At 33.5% G+C, this 20,307-nt stretch carries 19 protein-coding genes; 6 read left to right on the forward strand and 13 right to left on the reverse strand.

What is annotated here, in order from left to right; all coding sequences use genetic code 11:
• The first annotated feature begins 3 nt into the window (after positions 1–3).
• From K8B81_RS16475 to K8B81_RS16485, 3 genes are all read left to right on the forward strand, one after another.
• Complete coding sequence (locus K8B81_RS16475) at positions 4–384, forward strand: four helix bundle protein (protein WP_223682657.1); 381 nt, start codon at positions 4–6, stop codon at positions 382–384.
• 32 nt (positions 385–416) lie between these two features.
• Positions 417–1,598 (forward strand): acetyl-CoA C-acyltransferase, encoded by a 1,182-nt coding sequence (locus K8B81_RS16480; protein WP_223682658.1) that lies wholly within the window; start codon positions 417–419, stop codon positions 1,596–1,598.
• Between the two features lie 220 nt (positions 1,599–1,818).
• Entirely contained in the window at positions 1,819–3,609 is a 1,791-nt protein-coding gene (locus tag K8B81_RS16485; RefSeq protein WP_223682659.1) for an acyl-CoA dehydrogenase family protein, read from the forward strand.
• Between the two features lie 104 nt (positions 3,610–3,713).
• On the opposite strand, the gene K8B81_RS16490 is transcribed toward K8B81_RS16485, so the two are convergent.
• A complete protein-coding gene (locus tag K8B81_RS16490) occupies positions 3,714–4,238 on the reverse strand; it encodes a DUF4251 domain-containing protein (protein WP_223682660.1) in 525 nt (174 codons plus the stop codon).
• Between the two features lie 31 nt (positions 4,239–4,269).
• Complete coding sequence (locus K8B81_RS16495) at positions 4,270–4,701, reverse strand: META domain-containing protein (RefSeq protein ID WP_223682661.1); 432 nt, start codon at positions 4,699–4,701, stop codon at positions 4,270–4,272.
• A gap of 204 nt (positions 4,702–4,905) precedes the next feature.
• On the opposite strand from K8B81_RS16495, the gene K8B81_RS16500 reads away from it, so the two are divergent.
• Both K8B81_RS16500 and K8B81_RS16505 read left to right on the forward strand, forming a co-directional pair.
• A complete protein-coding gene (locus K8B81_RS16500; RefSeq protein WP_223682662.1) occupies positions 4,906–5,433 on the forward strand; it encodes a superoxide dismutase family protein in 528 nt (175 codons plus the stop codon).
• 120 nt (positions 5,434–5,553) lie between these two features.
• On the forward strand, positions 5,554–6,756 hold the full coding sequence (locus K8B81_RS16505; protein WP_223682663.1) for an LETM1-related biofilm-associated protein: 1,203 nt from the start codon (positions 5,554–5,556) through the stop codon (positions 6,754–6,756).
• 49 nt (positions 6,757–6,805) lie between these two features.
• Here K8B81_RS16505 and can read toward each other — a convergent pair whose 3' ends face one another.
• From can to K8B81_RS16525, 4 genes are all read right to left on the reverse strand, one after another.
• Positions 6,806–7,441, reverse strand: a complete 636-nt coding sequence (can, locus tag K8B81_RS16510) for a carbonate dehydratase (protein WP_223682664.1) — start codon at positions 7,439–7,441, stop codon at positions 6,806–6,808.
• A 93-nt stretch (positions 7,442–7,534) separates the two neighbouring features.
• On the reverse strand, positions 7,535–9,184 hold the full coding sequence (locus tag K8B81_RS16515) for a SulP family inorganic anion transporter (RefSeq protein ID WP_223682665.1): 1,650 nt from the start codon (positions 9,182–9,184) through the stop codon (positions 7,535–7,537).
• Between the two features lie 76 nt (positions 9,185–9,260).
• A complete protein-coding gene (locus tag K8B81_RS16520) occupies positions 9,261–9,476 on the reverse strand; it encodes a hypothetical protein (RefSeq protein ID WP_223682666.1) in 216 nt (71 codons plus the stop codon).
• A gap of 202 nt (positions 9,477–9,678) precedes the next feature.
• Positions 9,679–10,158: a Dps family protein gene (locus K8B81_RS16525; RefSeq protein ID WP_025572891.1), complete on the reverse strand. Its 480-nt coding sequence runs from the start codon at positions 10,156–10,158 to the stop codon at positions 9,679–9,681.
• Between the two features lie 107 nt (positions 10,159–10,265).
• On the opposite strand from K8B81_RS16525, the gene K8B81_RS16530 reads away from it, so the two are divergent.
• Positions 10,266–11,207 carry a LysR substrate-binding domain-containing protein gene (locus K8B81_RS16530; protein ID WP_025572890.1) on the forward strand — a complete coding sequence of 314 codons (942 nt, stop codon included), beginning with the start codon at positions 10,266–10,268 and terminating at the stop codon, positions 11,205–11,207.
• Between the two features lie 87 nt (positions 11,208–11,294).
• Here K8B81_RS16530 and K8B81_RS16535 read toward each other — a convergent pair whose 3' ends face one another.
• The 7 genes from K8B81_RS16535 to K8B81_RS16565 form a co-directional block, all read right to left on the reverse strand.
• Positions 11,295–12,038, reverse strand: coding sequence for a rhamnogalacturonan acetylesterase (locus tag K8B81_RS16535; RefSeq protein WP_223682667.1), 744 nt, complete (start codon positions 12,036–12,038; stop codon positions 11,295–11,297).
• 15 nt (positions 12,039–12,053) lie between these two features.
• Positions 12,054–13,403 carry a glycoside hydrolase family 28 protein gene (locus K8B81_RS16540; protein WP_223682668.1) on the reverse strand — a complete coding sequence of 450 codons (1,350 nt, stop codon included), beginning with the start codon at positions 13,401–13,403 and terminating at the stop codon, positions 12,054–12,056.
• Between the two features lie 57 nt (positions 13,404–13,460).
• A complete protein-coding gene (gene pelA / locus K8B81_RS16545; protein WP_223682669.1) occupies positions 13,461–14,561 on the reverse strand; it encodes a pectate lyase in 1,101 nt (366 codons plus the stop codon).
• 40 nt (positions 14,562–14,601) lie between these two features.
• On the reverse strand, positions 14,602–16,233 hold the full coding sequence (locus K8B81_RS16550; protein ID WP_223682670.1) for a glycoside hydrolase family 43 protein: 1,632 nt from the start codon (positions 16,231–16,233) through the stop codon (positions 14,602–14,604).
• 10 nt (positions 16,234–16,243) lie between these two features.
• The gene (locus K8B81_RS16555) at positions 16,244–17,476 is read right to left on the reverse strand and encodes a glycoside hydrolase family 88/105 protein (protein ID WP_223682671.1); all 1,233 of its coding nucleotides are present in this window, start codon (positions 17,474–17,476) and stop codon (positions 16,244–16,246) included.
• 104 nt (positions 17,477–17,580) lie between these two features.
• Positions 17,581–18,525 (reverse strand): alpha/beta hydrolase, encoded by a 945-nt coding sequence (locus K8B81_RS16560; protein ID WP_223682672.1) that lies wholly within the window; start codon positions 18,523–18,525, stop codon positions 17,581–17,583.
• Positions 18,526–18,617: 92 nt separating this feature from the next.
• Positions 18,618–20,012, reverse strand: coding sequence for a glycoside hydrolase family 28 protein (locus K8B81_RS16565; RefSeq protein ID WP_223682673.1), 1,395 nt, complete (start codon positions 20,010–20,012; stop codon positions 18,618–18,620).
• Positions 20,013–20,307 lie beyond the last annotated feature (295 nt).

Here is a 20,307-nt window from a genome sequence, read left to right on the forward strand (position 1 = left end):
GAAATGCACCAATTTGAAAAATTAAAGATTTGGCAAAAAGCAATGGATATTGCAGTTCATGTTTATGAAATTTCGTCAATGCTGCCAAATGATGAAAAATTTAATTTAATTCATCAAATAAAAAAATGTGCCGTTTCAATCCCTTCAAATATTGCAGAAGGATCAGGAAGAAATTCAGATAAGGAATTTATGCATTTCTTAGGAATTGCAAACGGTTCAACTTTTGAATTAATAACTCAATTAATACTTGCAAAAAGACTTAAGCTTGTTAATGAAGATCTTATTCAACCAACTATTAATCAATTAGTAGAAGTTTCAAATATGAATTTTTCATTTCAAAGAATACTAAAAGATAAAATCAACAAAACTATTGGAAAATCTTAATACTTAATTCTCCAATCTTAATACAATCATTTATGAAAACAGCATATATAGTAAAAGCATATAGAACAGCAGTTGGAAAAGCTCCAAAAGGTGTTTTTAGATTTAAAAGACCTGATGAATTGGCTGCAGAAACCATTCAGTTTATGATGAATGAACTGCCTGATTTTGACAAAAAACGTATTGACGACGTTATGGTTGGAAATGCAATGCCGGAAGCAGAACAAGGACTTAACGTTGGTCGTTTAATCTCTCTTATGGGATTAAAAGTAGAAGACGTTCCTGGAGTTACAGTAAACCGTTACTGCGCATCTGGATTAGAGACTATCGGAATGGCAACGGCTAAAATACAGTCAGGAATGGCAGATTGTATCATTGCTGGTGGTGCAGAAAGCATGAGTTATATTCCGATGGGAGGTTACAAACCAACTCCAGATTATAAAGTTGCTGCTGCAGGTCACGAAGATTACTACTGGGGAATGGGTTTAACTGCCGAAGCGGTTGCTAAACAATATAATGTTTCCAGAGAAGATCAGGATGAGTTTGCTTACAATTCTCACATGAAAGCGTTGAAAGCACAGGCAGAAGGAAAATTCGATAAACAAATCGTTCCAATTACGGTTGAACAGACTTTCATCAACGAAAATGGTAAAAAAGAAACTAAATCTTACGTAGTCAATAAAGACGAAGGACCAAGAGCTGGAACTTCTAAAGAAGCTTTAGCAGGTTTAAGACCAGTTTTTGCTGCTGACGGAAGTGTAACTGCTGGTAACTCTTCTCAAATGAGTGACGGTGCTGCTTTCGTTTTAATCATGAGCGAAGATATGGTAAAAGAATTAAACCTTGAGCCAATTGCACGTTTGGTAAACTTTGCTTCTTCTGGCGTTGAGCCAAGAATTATGGGTATCGGACCAGTAAAAGCAATTCCGAAAGCTTTGAAACAAGCGGGATTAACATTAAACGATATTGAATTAATTGAGTTGAACGAAGCTTTTGCTTCTCAGTCTTTGGCCGTAATTCGCGAAATAGGTTTAAACCCTGATATCGTAAACGTAAACGGTGGCGCAATTGCTTTAGGACACCCGCTGGGTTGTACTGGTGCGAAACTTTCTGTTCAGTTATTCGACGAAATGAAACGCAGAGGTAACAAATACGGAATTGTTTCTATGTGTGTGGGTACTGGACAAGGTTCTGCAGGGATTTACGAAGTGTTGTAGATAAAGTTATACGCAATATTTGTCATTCTGAGGAACGAAGAATCTTCGTAAGTAACTCCTCAAAGATTGATAATCTATGCGGATAATTGTCGCGAAGATTCTTCGTTCCTCAGAATGACAAGATTGAGGACAAAAAACATAATGTGTAGGTCGAAAGTTCGAATCCTTCTGGGATCACCAAAAAAAATAAAAAGATACTAAAAACAAAAAAATAAAAGTCATGAGCGACAAAACAAGAGGAGGTCAATTCCTAGTAAAAGAAACAAAATGTGAAGATATCTTTACTCCAGAAGATTTCTCAGAAGAGCAGTTAATGATGCGTGACTCTGTAAAAGAGTTCGTAGACAAAGAATTATGGGCGCATAAAGATCGTTTTGAAAAAAAAGATTACGCTTATACAGAATCATCTATGCGTAAAGCAGGTGAATTGGGACTTTTAGGCGTTGCAGTTCCAGAAGAATACGGCGGATTAGGAATGGGATTCGTTTCTACAATGTTGGTTTGTGACTACATTTCGGGAGCAACTGGTTCTTTCTCAACTGCTTTCGGAGCTCATACCGGAATTGGAACGATGCCAATTACACTTTATGGTTCTGAAGAACAAAAGAAAAAATACGTTCCGAAATTGGCTTCAGGAGAATGGTTTGGTGCTTACTGTTTAACTGAGCCAGGCGCAGGATCTGATGCTAACTCAGGAAAAACAAAAGCAGTTTTATCTGATGACGGAAAATACTATTCAATCACAGGTCAAAAAATGTGGATTTCGAATGCAGGTTTCTGCAGCGTTTTCATCGTTTTTGCTCGTATTGGAGATGATAAAAACATTACAGGTTTCATCGTAGAAAATGATCCTTCAAACGGAATTTCTATGAATGAAGAAGAGCATAAATTAGGAATTCGTGCTTCTTCTACTCGTCAGGTTTTCTTCAACGAAACAAAAGTTCCAGTTGAAAACATGTTATCTGAAAGAGGAAACGGTTTCAAAATCGCTATGAATGCTTTAAACGTTGGACGTATTAAATTGGCTGCTGCTTGTTTAGATGCACAAAGAAGAGTTACTTCAGGAGCTGTAAAATATGCTAATGAAAGAATTCAGTTCAACACTTCTATTTCTTCTTTTGGGGCTATCCGTTCTAAACTGGCTGAAATGGCAACTAGCGCTTACGCTGGAGAAAGTGCTTCTTACCGTGCTGCAAAAGACATCGAAGACAGAATCGCTGCTCGTGAAGCTGAAGGAACTTCTCATCAGGAAGCAGAATTAAAAGGTGTTGAAGAATACGCTATCGAATGTTCTATCCTGAAAGTAGCGGTTTCTGAGGACGTTCAAAACTGTTCTGACGAAGGAATTCAGATTTTTGGAGGAATGGGATTCTCTGAAGATACTCCGATGGAAAGTGCCTGGAGAGATGCTCGTATTGCTCGTATTTACGAAGGTACAAACGAAATCAACAGAATGCTTTCTGTGGGTATGCTAATCAAAAAAGCAATGAAAGGACACGTTGATTTACTTGGTCCAGCAATGAAAGTTCAAGAAGAATTAATGGGGATTCCATCTTTTGATACTCCAGATTTCTCTGAATTATTCTCTGAAGAAAAAGTAATCGTGGCTAATTTGAAAAAAGTTTTCTTAATGGTTGCCGGAAGTGCTGTTCAAAAATACGGTCCAGATTTAGATTCTCACCAACAGTTATTAATGGCTGCTGCTGATATCTTAATCGAAATCTACATGGCTGAAAGTACTATCTTGAGAACTGAAAAATTAGCTAAATCTCAAGGAGAAGATAAAGTTCAGGAGCAAATTGCAATGGCAAAATTATACTTGTACAAAGCAGTAGATATCGTAAACTTAAGAGGAAAAGAAGGAATCGCTTCTTTTGCAGAAGGAGACGAACAAAGAATGATGTTAATGGGACTTAAACGTTTCACTAAATACACTAACCTGCCAAATGTTGTGGCATTACGTGAAAAAATTGCAGAAAAATTAGTTGCAGAAAATTCATACTGCTTCTAGCTCAAAATACTTTTTAGGTTTTAATTTGTTGAAGCCGCATTTGTCCTGAAACAAATGCGGCTTTCTAATTTATATACAGAAAATAAAGTACTTGTTATAGGGTTTTATTTTTTAACTTCCTCTAATTTTGGCGTCTCAATTTCTCCATCATAGGAAATTGACGCCCTATTATTGCTATTAACTGAAAGAGATGCCCCGCCATCTAAGAAAACAGTAAAAAAGAGATTGTAGAAATCATCTTTGCCTTTTACAGTTGCCTTTATATTATATGACTTTTTCTTTTTTTCAATCACAATATTTTCAGGAACTCCTTCGAATTTTATTCCGCCATCACCTCCTCCGTATGGCACATTAAATCCACGCCCAAAAAAGGGCAGATCGCAGGTTGTTTTGGCTTCATTAAATTTCAAAAAATAGCGATCGTAATCTAAATTTAAAAGTCTTCCGCCTTGTGGCATAACTTTTTGTGCTTCAAAAACAAAATTCTTCGAATTCATTAGCGATTCAATTTCTTTTTGTTTCTGTAGTTGTCTTTCAGCCTTAAGATCTTTTCTTGATTTTCCCTGTGCTGATCCGGGAATGGTTAAAAAGGACAATATTACTACTAATGCAAATAGTTTAGTTTTCATAAATTATATAATTAATAGTTTAAAATATTTTTTACTTTTTTGTAAATCGCATCGTTGCAATATCACCAGAAATAAGATTTAAAGTTTTTCCATCATCAGTAATACTATAGGAAGTTACTTTTGACAAAGTGTTCATAAAAACTTGTTCACCCTGCCCGTCCAGACACATCATTTTTGTTGATACCATCGGCTGTGTAAAATCAATCTTATTTTCTGTTGCAACAAGTTTTCCAGTATAGGAGTTACAACTATTATTACCAGAAACCATTTTTTCTTTTGTATTGAAGTTTATTGTCGGTTTTTTATTTGGATATAAACCATCAAATGCAATTCGTGGCCCGGATATGTAATTAAGCTCCCATTTACCTTCTAATTTAGAAATAGTATTCTTGTTGCATTTAAAAATATTACATGAAATTAAAAGGAAACTAAATAAAACAAGGGTAAAAAAATTCTTTATCATAAATTTTAAGTTTTTAATATATTCCAGATATAATTATATTTTTTCATTAAAAAACACATCTAAATTAAGCATTTTTTTGAGCATTATATCAAAAAACAAACTTAAATTACATTGAATAGTTTTAGATTTTTTTAACGTTAGGTCCTAAAGAATATCAACTGTTTTATGTTAAATTTACTTAACGTATAATTTAAAAACTCACTCATGAAAAAAATAATTGTTTCCTTCGCAATAATTACAGCCTTAATTATTGGTTGTAAGACTAGTACAAAATCAAACGATGCAAAAACTTTAACTGTAAATTTAGAGCCAAAAAGCAACAGTACAGTTACAGGAACTGCTACTTTTACAGAAAAGAATGGTAAAGTAACTTTTACAGCAAAAATAGCTGGTTTGCAGCCAGGTGTTCATGCTATACACATTCATGAAAAATCAGATTGCTCTGCTGCTGACGGAAGTTCTGCAGGCGGCCACTGGAATCCAACTTTTAAAAAACATGGAAAATGGGGAGTTGGTGAATATCATAAAGGAGATATTGGCAATTTTACTGCAGATGCAAACGGCAATGGAACTATCACTTTGACAACAGACGAATGGGCTATTGGCGGTGATGACGAAACTAAAAATATCTTAGGAAAGGGACTAATTGTGCATCAGGGAGCGGATGATTTTACAACGCAGCCTACAGGAAATGCAGGAGGCAGGGTTGCTTGTGCCGGAATCATCAAATAATATAAAAACATAAGACATATGATAACCACTATTTTCTACAAAATCTAGTGGTTATTTCATTTAAAAATAATCTTGACACAAGAAAAAAGATATAGCTTTGTATCCTCAAATTAAAAGTTAATGATTAACCCATCGGCACCAGGCTGGATAGACAAGTTTTTTAATGAACAAAAGTTTTCAGAAGCAATTCCTTTTGAAACAGCAGACTCGTTTTACTATCAGGTAAGAGAAACCGGTTTTATTTACGGACATATCATTTCTATCGACACCCAGATTCCTATTCCGATAAAAGGCTGGTTTAAAACCGAAATCTCAAAAACTGCTTTATTAAACACTTTATATCATGTTTTCTGCTTAGAAAAAAGAAATTCTGAACCAGCTAACTTCCTATCAGAAGTCTTGAAATTTTATAAAGAAATGAATCCGGAAGGGTTCAGTTTATTTAAAATGCTGCTTCCAAAAGATACACCTGCTCTTTCGCTGGAAAACATAATTGACCAGAGGGTACAAACCAATGACAGCATCATTAGTAAAAACTTCTCACATTTAGTAACGAATGCGCTTTTGTTTATTGATGTTCTTGCTTTTAGGAAATATTTGGAAGAAGGAGAAATCCCGGAAAAATATCTGAAAAGAATTGAAGAAACTGTTTTAGGAATTGTTGGTTTAGCATTAAAAACCAAGACCGTAAAATCACAGTACGACGATTTATTAATTAAACTTTTTGAAGCTTCTATACGATATTCTAAATTCTCAAAAGTAACTGTTGATACTTTAGAAACTTTAAATCTTGATTATTTCAAAAACAAACTGGAGCACTATTATTTAATCGATATGGCCGGAATGGCTTTATGGAGTGATGGTGTTGTTGAGAATGAAGAAGCATACTTTTTATATTCATTAGGATCTATGATGAATGTATCAGATGAATTTGTAACTAATAGCATTAAAACGACTAATGCATTTATAACAACCCATAAAAGCAAAATACCATATTTCAATTATTCGAATCCGGTAAAGCATTTCTATGATCAAATGACGCATATGGTCGTAAAACTGATTATTAGAAACAAAAACAGGTTAGTGAAGGAAATTGTTCAAAGCAAAGAATTAATGATTCTTTTGGCCTATTCTACAACAAGGGATTTAGATGCCAAAGAAAAGAAAAAAGTAAAAAAACAGCTTTTGGACATCTGCAAGACGATTCCATCACTTACGATCTTTTTACTTCCCGGAGGAAGTTTGCTATTGCCGATTTTAATAAAATTTATTCCCACGATGTTACCGTCAGCTTTTAATGAAAATCTGGACGAAAATGAATAAAAAAATCGCCTTTTTTACAGGGCGATTTTTCATTACTATATTTTTTCAATTAAAATTTTAATTGGTAAACTTCGTCAAGTTCTTCATTAGAAGCGATATTTACATTTAAATCGGTAACAAAACCTGAATTTAAACCGTAAACCCATCCGTGAAGCATTAAGTCCTGTCCGTTTTTCCAAGCGTTTTGAACAATTGAAGTTTTAGCCAAGTTATAAACTTGTTCTTTTGCATTGATTTCTACAAAGGCATTAAAACGTTCTGTTTCATCCTCGATAGAATTTAAATATTTATCGTGCAGACGGTATTCATCTTTAATGTGACGAATCCAGTTATCAATGATTCCAACAGATTGATTTCCCATAGCAGCTTTTACACCACCGCAACCGTAATGTCCGCAGACAATTACATGTTTAATTTTTAGTACGTTTACCGCATAATCCAAAACACTCAGCATATTCATATCAGAATGCACTACCATATTAGCAATGTTTCTGTGTACAAAAACTTCACCTGGTTTTGCGCCAACAATTTCGTTTGCAGGAACACGACTGTCAGAACATCCAATCCATAACAATGGCGGCTGCTGCCCTTTAGCTAAATCAGCAAAATAGTTAGGGTCTTTTGCTAATGAAGTTTCAACCCACTTTTTATTATTTTCTAATAGCTGTTTATAAAACTCTCTCATCTTTTTATTTGTTTGAATGGTATTTCTATGTAAAGTTACCTTATTTTTGAAGGTTTTCAAGTCATAGAACCACTTAAATTTATTTTATTTGTTTTAAAAATCTTCTTTTACTTCTTCTTTTTTAACCAATGCCCTTTTAGCCACATCATAGTAATGTTCAATAGAAACATGGTTATTATTTTCAGGCGTATTCTCTAACTCATAAGCTTCTTTAAAGCCTTTAAGCTTCACCTTAATATTTTCGTCAATAGCACGGGTTTCCTTAAACTCACGAATCAAATCAAGTACATCATGCGCAATATACTCTGTGTCATGGGCATTAATTATTACTTTTGAATTTTCCGGAATGTCATTTAAAGTCTGTTTTATAGCAGCTTTATTCAAAAAGGAAACTTCCTGGGCTAAGTCGATGTGAATAATATCGCCATCTTCATATTCTTCTTTTTTGAAGTTGTATGCTCTCTTCAGGTTTCCTCTTAATACAAAGATGATACTTATTATAATTCCCAACGCAACACCTTTCAGCAAATCTGTAGCGACAACAAAGACTAATGTTGCTATAAAAGGGATAAACTGGTATTTTCCTTTTTCCCAGAAATGCATGAAAGTTGCCGGTTTTGCTAATTTATATCCAACCAAAATCAGGACAGTTGCCAAAGTAGCCAATGGAATTTTATTTAATACTACCGGAATTGACAGTACACTGATTAATAAAAGCACTCCATGAATTATAGTTGACATTTTAGATTTAGCACCAGCATTGTTGTTTGCAGATGACCTGACCACTACTGATGTCATTGGCAAACCTCCTAAAAGTGCACTCGCCATATTTCCTAATCCCTGCGCTTTAAGCTCAACATTTGTATTTGTATATCGTTTCTGAACATCCATCCTGTCTGAAGCTTCAATACACAATAGTGTCTCAATAGAAGCAACTATAGCAATTGTAATACCTACAATCCAAACTTGTGGATTTGTTACGGCTGCAAAATTTGGCGTAATGATAATCGATTTAAAGTCCTCAAAAGATTTTGGAACTGGCAACGAAACTAAATGTTCTTTTCCAATAGCAAGTGAACTTCCTGAAGATGTAAAAAATTCATTCAGGACAACTCCTAAAATTACAGCTACAAGAGCTCCTGGAACTAATTTTAATCTTTTTAAAAACGGAACTTTATCCCATGAAATCAAAATTACCAATGATATCAGGGAGATTACTACGGCTCCTAATTGAATATGATTAATTACATCAAATAAAAATGAAAAAGAATTACTTCCGTCATTTTGAACAAAAGCCTGATCACCTTCATAATCAGCATCATAACCAAAAGCGTGTGGAATTTGTTTCAGGATTATAATAATTCCGATACCTGCCAGCATTCCTTCGATTACGTTAGTCGGAAAATAATTCGAAATACTACCTGCTTTTAAAAACCCTAATACTAACTGAATTACCCCTGCTATAAAAACAGAAAGCAAAAACACATCAAAAGCACCAAAATCAGTAATAGCCGTTAATACAATTGCTGTTAGTCCTGCTGCAGGTCCGGAAACGCTGATATGTGACTGGCTTAAATAACCCACTACGATTCCGCCAATAACACCTGCAATAATTCCTGAAAATAAAGGTGCACCTGAAGCCATTGCTATACCTAAACACAATGGAAGAGCCACCAGAAAAACCACTAAACCTGAAGCGAAGTCAGATTTGAGGTTGGCAAAAAGATTAATTTTTTTTGTCATGATATAATACTAAAATAATGTATAAAAAATCTACTGCATTTATATAAATACAGTTGGTTCAAAATAATCGGAAGTATTATACGAAATTTGGGGGTGGTGCAAAAATGCTTGGAGAAATATTGTCAAGTTTTACAATATTACCTGATACTATAATTTTTGATTCTGTGAAAACAGGCATTGTCAATTCATGATCAAGAGCGTCAGCATAAACTGCTGCCTTAATTTCTTTATGAGATTTTTCTTCTTCAGAAATACTGATTGTTATAGCCGCGTTGTTGCTTTTCTTTATCATGGCCACAATTGTTGGAGTTGATAAGAAGGCGATAAATATGAATAATAATATGCGGGCTACTAATTTCATCTGAACAAAAATAATGTTATAGATGTAAAATCAAAGTGTCACGTTAAAATTTTTATAGAAATTTAACATTTATAAAAAAGCTGAATAATCGATCTTCGTTATTCAGCCTTCTAAAGAACTCACTAATACTATTTTACAATTCCTCTTCAAGCCATGCATTCATCATCCAAATTGTTTTTTCCTGCTCGGCAATGAAATCACTCATCATTGAATTAGTACCTTCATCATTGATCTCTCCAGATTGATTAAGAATATTTCTTTCAATTTTCAACAAATCAGATAATGAATTTACAATGAGCTGAACTGCTTTTTCATCGTTCGAAATATTCTTTCCAATTGTAAGTTTATTGTTTTTAATATAATCTTCGAAAGTATGCAATGGTGTTCCGCCAATTGTCAAAACTCTTTCGGCTATCATATCAATTTTTAATTGTGCATCAGTATACAATTCTTCAAATTTTACATGTAAATCGAAGAAACGTTTTCCTCTGATATTCCAATGAATTCCTCTTAAATTCTGATAGTAAATCTGAAAGTTTGATAGCAGTACGTTCAATTCATTTACTACTAATTCTGATTCTTTAACAGGTAGTCCTAAAATATTTGTTTTCATCTTTATCTATTTTATAGTATGTTTTTTACAAATTTAAAATAAGTTGTCCTGAAAAAGCATAGTTAAAAATTATATTTTCTTATTTTTGCATCACAAAATACTATGAAATGACTATTACTCAATTACAATATGTTTTAGCAGTGGCTGAACATAAAAATTTTACATTAGCTGCAGAAAAATGTTTCGTGACTCAGCCTACATTAAGTATGCAAATACAAAAAATTGAAGAAGAACTTAATATTTTAATTTTTGACAGAAGTAAAAAACCCATTCAGCTTACTGATATTGGCCAAAAAATTGTAAATCAGGCCAAGAATATTGTAAATGAAGCAAATCGTATCCAGGATATAGTAGAGCAACAGAAAGGTTTTATTGGAGGGGAATTCCGTTTAGGGATAATACCAACCATAATGCCTACACTTTTGCCGATGTTTTTAAATAATTTTATAAAAAAATATCCAAAAGTAAAACTTTTGATTGAGGAGCTAAATACAGATGAAATTATTATAAAATTAAAAAATGGCCATTTGGATGCTGCTATAGCCGCAACTCCTCTCGAAGATGAAAAAATCAAGGAAATCGTATTGTATTTTGAACCTTTTGTCGCTTATATTCCTGAGCATCATTCTGTTTACCAAAAAGAAGAAATAGAAGTTTCTGATTTAAATATCAATGAAATTTTATTATTACAAGACGGACATTGCTTCAGAGACGGTATTTTGAATTTGTGCAAAAACGCTACTGAAACAGAACAAAACAATTTCCAGATACAAAGTGGAAGTTTTGAGACCCTTATAAAATTAGCCGATGAAGGTTTGGGGACAACACTGCTCCCTTATCTTCATACCTTAGATTTAAAGGAATCTGACAAATTAAAACTGCGTAATTTTAAAGAACCAAAACCTGCGCGTGAAGTGAGTTTAATTTACCCAAAAAGCGAATTAAAAATGCAGATCATTGATGCTTTAAGAAGCACAATTGCAGGTGTTGTAAAAGGAGCTATTGTTTTTCAGAACGTTCAGATTATAAGTCCGTTGCAAAAAAAATAATATTGATTAATTATCAATTAGTCTAAAATAAAAAAATCGTATCCGAATTAAACATCGGATACGATTCTTTTATAATATAATTGAAATTTATTTAATTCCCTTTTTAAGTTTTTCAACAGAAGGGTCTTCCAAAAGTTTTATTTGATTAACCACAATCTGTGCTATTTCTGTTGCGCCTTTCAAAGAAAGATGTGTATCATCTGCTTTATCTTCTTTATAAAAAGGATTTTCCCCCGCTTTAAAATGCAAATGCAGTTGCTTTGATTTTTCAGGACCATAAGACTGTTCCAACAGTTCTGTATAGTATTCTAAATCTATAAAAGGAACTTTATATTCCTGGGCAACCAGTCTTGTTTCCAGAGGATAATCTCCATGCGTACCAATTAAAACGCCTTTTTCATTAAAATTCCTTCTTGCAATTGAAGTCAATAAAATTGGAATTGCCCCTTTTTCACGGCTCTCTTTTACAAAACGGATTAAATTATGTCTGTACGCTGTGTGTGGATTAGTATAACGCAGTGAGTCCATATTTTTTTGGTCATTATGCCCAAACTCGATAAAAACATAATCCCCTTTTTTAAGACTATTATAAACTGCCTCCCATTGTTTTTCAGCAATAAAGCTTCTGGTACTTCTTCCGTTTAAAGCCCTGTTATCTATAACGATATTATCTTTAAAAAAAGGTTGTAAAACCTGAGCCCAACCGTGTTCCGGATTTTTATCAGGATCTTTTTTGTTTGCCATTGTCGAATCACCGATGGTATAGGCGGTAGTCTTTTGTGCAAAACAAACGGTTGAAACCAACCAAAAAATTAATATGTACTTTTTCATTTTATTTGTATTAAACTATTTTGCTGCTGAAGGAACTGTAGCTTTTTCTCCAATGAAAACTTCATTCAGAATGACATTTTCAGCATTTGTACTTGAAATAGCATTTTTTGCGGACTTAATTTCTATATTGTTCAAAGAGATATTCTTTATTTTTTTATCCGCAAAACCCTGTATAACAATACCCGAAGCTGATGCTTTATTACACGAAATATCAGAGAAAGACACATTTGAAATTTCAGACTGATATCCTTTTCCCTCTCCGTGGTAATTTGCAGTTATATAAAGGCAGTCTTCAACTTCGTCCAGCTTAATATTTTTAACAAAAACATTTTTTATAAAACCTCCTCTGTCAGCGTTAGTTTTCAGATAAATTCCTCTTTTCAGATAACCAACCGTCTTGCAATTTTCGACAAAAACATTTTTTACACCTGCAGACATTTCGCTTCCAATAACCACTCCGTGAAGTCCTTTAAAATTGCAGTTTCTGATAATAATATTTTCACTTGGAGTCGCTGAGTTTGCTCTTCCTTCATGATCTCTTCCAGCTTTTATGGCAATATTATCATCGCCATTATTGAACGTTACATTTTCAATTAAAACATTTTTAGCATATTCCGGATCAACACCATCATTATTATAATTTAATGACTTATAACTTATCCCTCTGATGGTTATACTTTCAGACTTGAGCAAATGCAAACACCAAAAAGGCGAATTTTCAATTCGAACATTTTCAATCAATATATTCGAACATTTAAAAAACTGAATCATCTGCGGACGCAAAAAGTAACCTGTTCCAAATTTTCTGTCTATTAATGGAACATTCGTATGGTTCATTTCGCGGCTGAGTTCTTTTCCTTTACCTTCTTTTGATTTAAAGGTTTTCCAGGTCTTTCCTCCTTCTCCATCAATTGTTCCTTCACCGGTTATTGCAATATTTTTACAATCATAAGCATATATCAATGGACTGTAATTGTAAAGCATTGTGCCCTCCCAGCTGGTTAAGACCATTGGTAGATAGTCTTCTGGGTTATCGCTAAATTTAATCTTAGCTCCTTTTTCAATTCTCAAATTCACATTGCTAACAAAATGAATCGGGCCGTTTAAAAGATAAATACCTTTTGGAACCACAATTGTCCCGCCATTATTCTTTTTGCACAATGCCATTGCCTTATCGAAAAAAGGTTTGCTGTTGGAAACAGAATCCCCTTTAGCACCCAGCTTTGCGATATTGACCTGATAAGAAGGGATTTTTGGCAACTGAATAGCATTTATAATCGAATCTGCCTTTGCTGTTGGGAATTTATTTTCCTGGGCAAGAGAAACTACTGAAAACAATAGAAAAAAAAGAAGTCTAATATTCATGATTTGTATTTTGTCTGACTCAGAAAAAACAATTAGCGAATCAATTCTTATTAAAAATTATTCTGAATCACTACTTTCTAAATTATTCTTTTTTGCCCACTTCTTATATTTTTTAAGAACTTCTTTCGGCTCATTAGAATACCACGAATAACCATTTCTTCTTTCTTCTCCAATATCGGTTATAAATCTCTTTTTAATTCCGTCACGGTCACAAAAAATGGCCTCATTAGTATCAAGTTCTGCAAATCTTGGCCAAATGGGCGCACTATCTACCATAGGATACATTTTTTTTCCTATAATTTTACCGTCTTCATCATAGATGCGTTCTTCCTTAAGATTGGTTATTTTTGTCTTTTCAAACCAATCGTAAGCGCTTTTGACAGCTGTCTTAATTTCCGGTGAGGGATTCTCGATAGACATTAAAAACAATACAACTTTAGCTGATTCTTTTCCACTTAAAGAAGCAAGCTCATAAGCTCTTGCTTGTGCCGGAGCAAAAGTAACTTCATCATGTTGTGCACACCAAACTGTGAGAACACCATTTTGTTTGTATTGCGTTTTTAAAATACACTCAATTCCTTTATTAACTGCAATTTTAGCTTTGTCAATAACCTCTTGAGATGGTTTAATACTATAATATGGTGTTTCATTTGCTATTTCCTTTAATACATTCAAAACATCAACCATTGAATTATCATTATAGGTAATATGTGTATAATATCCTTTTTTTAACGGAAAGTATTGAGGCCAGCCACCATTAGGATATTGTGCAGAAAGTAAATAATTCACTGCTTTCAAGAACGAATCTTTATATCTTTCATCTTTTGTCTGTGCATACATTTTTGAAACAAAAAGTATTTCCTGGGTCGTAGCTCTATTATCGATTGTACAATCTTTTGCTATTGGCTTTAGGGCTACTAATTTAGCTTTTTCTTCTTCTGTCAGTTCATTAAGCATTGGAATATTTTTAGGCCAGCCTCCAATATCCCTTTGGTAAAGCAAAACATTTTCGCCTACTTTTTTGCCTTCTTCAGATCCAAACCAGGCGGAGTAACTTTTTACAATTAAGTCTGGCCATTTTTTGGCTTTATCCTGTGCATTAACATGACAGCCAGTAATAATTAGAAGTAATAACGCTGTCTTTTTTAGTTGATTCATTTAATTGGTTAATTTTAGTTATTTATTTAGTTATTTAGTTTTAGTCAGTTATTCTGAACCAGTCTATTGCTACGCTTCCCGCATCATTTATAACTCCTTCTCTAAGAGCTAGAAATCCTATCTTAGCACCTATCCATTTTCCTTCTCTGGCTGTAAAAGTATCACCTATTGCATTGAATTTTTGCCCATCTTCACTATAGAAAAAATTACATATTCCTCCCGATTTTACTTTTACCTGCAGGTATATTGTCCTGTCTTTTATTTCGATTCTCTTATTTTCAGATTCAACTCCTTTTTTATCTGATCTTAAAGCTGTTTTTTGCGAAAGAAATAATTTTCCTTCGTTTTGCTTGAGACATAAAAAACTATAATCGAGTCCCATGATAACCAAACCTGTATATTCTCCATCGAATCTGGAATTGAAAGTGATTTTTGTAGTCGCCGTAAACTCATTTGCCGGCAATTTTTGCAAAAGTAAATTGGGAATATCAAACAGGTTATTATAATCTTTAGGGACAGGGATACAATTCAAATTATAGTAACCCATTGAGGTAGGAAGCCCCCATGTTATCTGCGGATTTGCATGCCACTGCCATTGAAGCCCAAGTTTAGGATTATTAAATTCATCACTTTCAGGTGGTGTTGCAACCGGAAAAGTTTTTTTACCAACATTTGGTTTTTTATATCCCATAACAGGCTCTCCAATACCATCATTATCGTCATCGCTTCCAATTACCGGCCAGTCTTGCTGCCATTTCATGGGCTGCAAATGAACAACTCTTCCGTAAGCAAACTGATCCTGAAAATGAAGAAACCAGTCTTCACCTGTTTGTGTCTGAACCCATGCACCCTGATGTGGGCCGTTAACAGTTGTTTTTCCCTGTTCCATCACTTTTCTTTTTTCATAAGGACCAAAAATATTCTTAGCCCTCATAACTGTCTGCCAGCCTGTGGCTACTCCTCCAGCAGGAGCAAAAATATAATAATAACCATTACGTTTATAAAATTTAGGCCCTTCAATGGTTGGTTCATCCGTGTGTCCGTCAATAATCATAACATCATCATTATTTGCAGATAAGCCATCCTTATTCATTGAACAGACTGCCAAAACACTTTTTACTCCTGCACGGCTGCCTGCAAAAGCATAACCCAGATATGCTTTACCGTCTTCATCCCACAAAGGTGTTGGGTCAATCAATCCTTTTCCTTCTTTTACCATAACAGGTTCAGACCACGGGCCTTCAGCTTTTTTTGCTTTCACGACATAAATCCCAAAATCAGGATCGGGATAGTAAATATAAAATTCATTTTTGTGAAAACGAATACAGGGAGCCCACACTCCGTTTCCATGCTGGACATTATTGTATATTTCTAATGGTTTTTGTCTGGAAAGTGCATATCCTATCAATTTCCAGTTTACTAAATCCTTCGAATGAAGAATAGGCAGGCCAGGAATACAATTAAAAGATGAAGCAGTCATATAATAATCATCTCCCACCCTGATAGCATCCGGATCAGAATAATCAGCATATAAAACAGGATTTTTATAAGTACCGTCACCCTGATCTGCCATCCAGACATTTGAATAATTGTTTTGTTTTTTTTCCTGCGCAGTCGAATCCTGCATCAAAATACTAGACAACAAAATAGATGTTATTATGACAAATTTCATTTAAAAGGTATTATCTGTTTAATTCTAATGCTGCCAGAATAAAAGGTCCTGTTGCTTTAGGATCATTATCTTTCTTTTTTTCATTTACATAATATTCATAAGAACCATCTCTGTATGGAGTTCCTCCAAGTCCCGCTACCTGACAAGCCTGAGTTAATGTTATAGTTCCGTCTGCATCAACTTTGATTAACTGAGTAGTTAGTCCATCAAAAGCTTTGTTAGCTAATTTTTTGAATTTTGCAGGTAAATATCCTTTATTAACACCTTTTGCAAATGCATAGGCAAACATAGATGAACCTGAAGCTTCAAGATAATTTCCTTCCTTGTCCATTTTATCTGTAACCTGATACCATAAACCTGATTTATCCTGATATTTTGCTAAACTTTCCGAAACTTTATTTAAATAACCAACCAATTCTTTTTGTTTTGGATGCTCTTTCGGGAAATAATCTAAAGCATCAACAAGAGCCATTACATACCAGCCAAGAGCTCTGGACCAGAAGTTTGGTGAATTTCCTGTTTCTTTATTTGCCCATGGCATTTGTTTGCTTTCATCCCATCCGTGATATAATAAACCTGTAGCCGGATCTGTTGCATGTAATTGAATTTGTTCGAATTGATGGGCAACATCATCAAGGTTTTTTCCTCCTTCAAAAGTTGCTGTATACTCAGCATAGAAAGGTTCCCCCATATACAAACCATCCAGCCACATTTGATTAGGATAGATTTTTTTATGCCAGAATCCTCCAGACTGGGTTCTTGGATGTACTGTTAACTGTTGGCGTAACAATTGCATCGCTTTTAAATATTTTTCTTCTTTTGTTTTATCATAAGCATTAAAAAGCAAACGCCCAGCCACAATCATATCGATATTGTATTTTTCAATTTCATAGGTTTTGATTGTGCCGTCATTTTCAATTAATGCATCCAGATATCCCTGCACATAAGAAGCATATGCCGGATTTGGATTTTTTTTATATAATTCCTGAAATGAATACAAAACAAGTCCGTGAACGTAGTCCCATTTTGGTGCTTTTGAATCATCAATCTGCCAGGATTCAGGATGACGTTTCATTAATGTCAACGCCATTTTGTCTGACCATTTCAAATCTTTAGAAACTACTGTTTGATTTGTAGAGTTGGTAGTTTTTCCTGCTTCGGGCGATGCTGTCTTGCATCCAAAAATTGCGAATGAAACGAAAAGTGTGGCGACTTTTAAAGTGTTGATTGTGTTGTTTAACATAGTGATTATTTTAACTTTTTGAAAATCTTATTATTTGATTACATCACATATAATTATAAAACTATTTATTGCTATCAAATTATGTTTCGTATTTGTACTGTAATTTATTTATTTTTAAAAATTTTATCTAAAAATTGAGTTGTATATAAAATTGTTTCATCCAGCCAGGGAGTAAAAAACCAAAAAGAATGGGGCGAATCCTTAATAGTCTGAACTTCATTGTAAACATTATTTATATTCAAAATTTTAATCATATCATCTCTTCCTGCATGAAATCTCGGAATACTACTATTCAAAAATAATGTTGGCGGTGTATTTTTATCTGTATGAGTCAAAGCAGAAGCATTTTTCCAGTTTTCAGGATTTTCATCAAAAGTACCTTTAAGCCATAAAGCTGCTACTTCACCTTCCGATGATTCCGGGTGTTTAAAAGCTAAAATGCCATCTATATTAATAATTGCATTTACCTCTGATGAAGATTTGCTTTTATTTAAAATATCATCAAAAGCCGGATTCTTATTTGTTGTACCAATCAAAGCTGCCATTTGACCTCCTGAAGAACATCCTAAAACAGCAATTTTGTCTGGGTCTACATAGAATTTTCGTGCATTATCTTTTATAAATCTTATTGCATTTTTAACATCTAAAATTCCCTCCGGATACTTGGCTTCTAATGAAAGCCTGTACTCAATTGCAAAACAGGAATATCCTTGTGAAGCTATTCTTTGTGCCATTACTTTCATTTGACTTTTACTACCTGATTTCCAACCTCCTCCGTGAATCATAACTACACCGGGATTTTTTCTTTTGGTTTTATTTAAATATGCATCCAAATGTAATGCTCTATTTTTATCGTGACTATAAATCACATCTTTAATTTCAGCAACATTTTTGTTTTTTACTTCCTGAGCAATTTTTATGAAGGGATATTTTTTTATTAGTTTAGCATAGGTACTTTTTATCGTATATGAGGTATCGATGGGAAAATTGATTTGTCCAAAAAAAGAATTTGATACAAAGAACAGAAGTACTAAAAAAATATTCTTCATAAACTAAATTTAGCTAATATACAAATCTGGCAAAATAACAGACTTTTTCTCTATACTGATTGAAAATAACATTAATAGTATGCAGTAAAAAATCATTTTTTAACTGATTCTATATTTTTGTCATTGATATAAGTATTAATAAAATTAAAATTCTTAATATTTTTCAATAAATAAACAGAGTCTGCTTTTTCGATAACTACATTTTTAAGCGTAATGTTTTCCACAGGGGATTCTTTATATCCCTCAGCCCAAATACCATATTTACCTGCTTTTTTTACTTTTACATTTTCTAAACTTACATTTCTGATAACCGGAATGAAGTTTCCTGTCTGCGAACCGTATACATTATAAAACATATTTAATTTCAGGACACATTCTTTAACAGTTCCTACTTCCAGATTCCTCACATAAACATCTTCAATAACCCCTCCTCGTTTAGAATTGGTCTTGATACGAATTGCCCTGTCTAAATTTGGGCTATCCATAATGCAATTCTCTACAAAAACATTATTTACACCTGCGGATATTTCACTACCAATTACAACTCCTCCATGACCGTCTATCATTTTACAATTTTGTACAATAATATTTTTGCTGGGTATCCCTACTCTTCTTCCATCAGCATCTCTCCCTGATTTTATGGCAATGCAATCATCTCCTGTATTAAACACACAATTTTTAATTAGTATATTTTGCGAATATTCAGGATCACAGCCATCATTATTAGGTCCATGACTATCAACTGTAACCCCGTCTATAATTACATTATTGGATTTTATTGGGTGCAAAATCCAAAAAGGGGCATTAATTACTCTAATATCTTTTATCAGAACAGTATTACATTCAAAGAATTCAATAAAATTAGGCCTTAAATAACGTCCTTCTCCAAAAATCCTTTCTGAAACCGGCACACCTTTTTCTGCCATATCAACCAAAACTTCACGATTAGTTGGGTCATTTTGCGAAGGAATCCCTTTTTTCCAGCCATAATCTTTAGCACCGGACCATACCCACCAGTTGCCACTACTAGCCTGACCATTCAAAGTGCCTTTACCTGTTATAGCAACATTTGTTTTATTCTTAGCATAAATAAGTGGGGAGTAATTCATTAATTCTGTTCCTTCAAAAGAAGTATGAACTATTGGATAATCTTTTGGACTTGTACTAAACAGAATTTCTGCATTATCTTTCAAATGCAAATTCACATTATTTTCCAAATGTATAGGCCCGGTTAAGTATTTTCCTTCGGGAACAATAACTCTTCCGCCACCATTAGAAGTACAAGCTTTTATTGCCTTTTCAAAAGCAATTGTATTGAACACAACTCCATCTCCAACTGCGCCAAAATCTTTCAAATTATAATCTTTCTCTAAAAAATTAACTTGAGGCATAGTCTTTATAACAAAGTCCATTTTTTTCCATGGATCTTCAATTGATGTTTCTAATGTTTTGAGCCTGCAAGACATGAAAACAATACAACATATCATTATTAAAAATGAGTAATTATTTTTAAAAACATTATACACCATCATTCTATTTATTAATCAAGACTTTTTAATTATGTAATCGATTACACGAAAGTAAAGAAATCGAATTACATCAACAAATAAATTCGAATAAAAATTATGCTTTTATTTTTAAAAAGTAACATTAATTGTAATTGTTGTAAAAAAAAACATAATTTTTTACCATTGCTCCATCATATTTAACATGTAGCTTTTTTTTGGTAATCGATAACATTTTATCCTTCTGTTTGCAAAAAAAATGTATTTTTGTGTTAAA

The organism is Flavobacterium hibisci (assembly GCF_020026925.1).
In the GTDB taxonomy this organism is placed as follows: Bacteria; Bacteroidota; Bacteroidia; order Flavobacteriales; family Flavobacteriaceae; genus Flavobacterium; species Flavobacterium hibisci.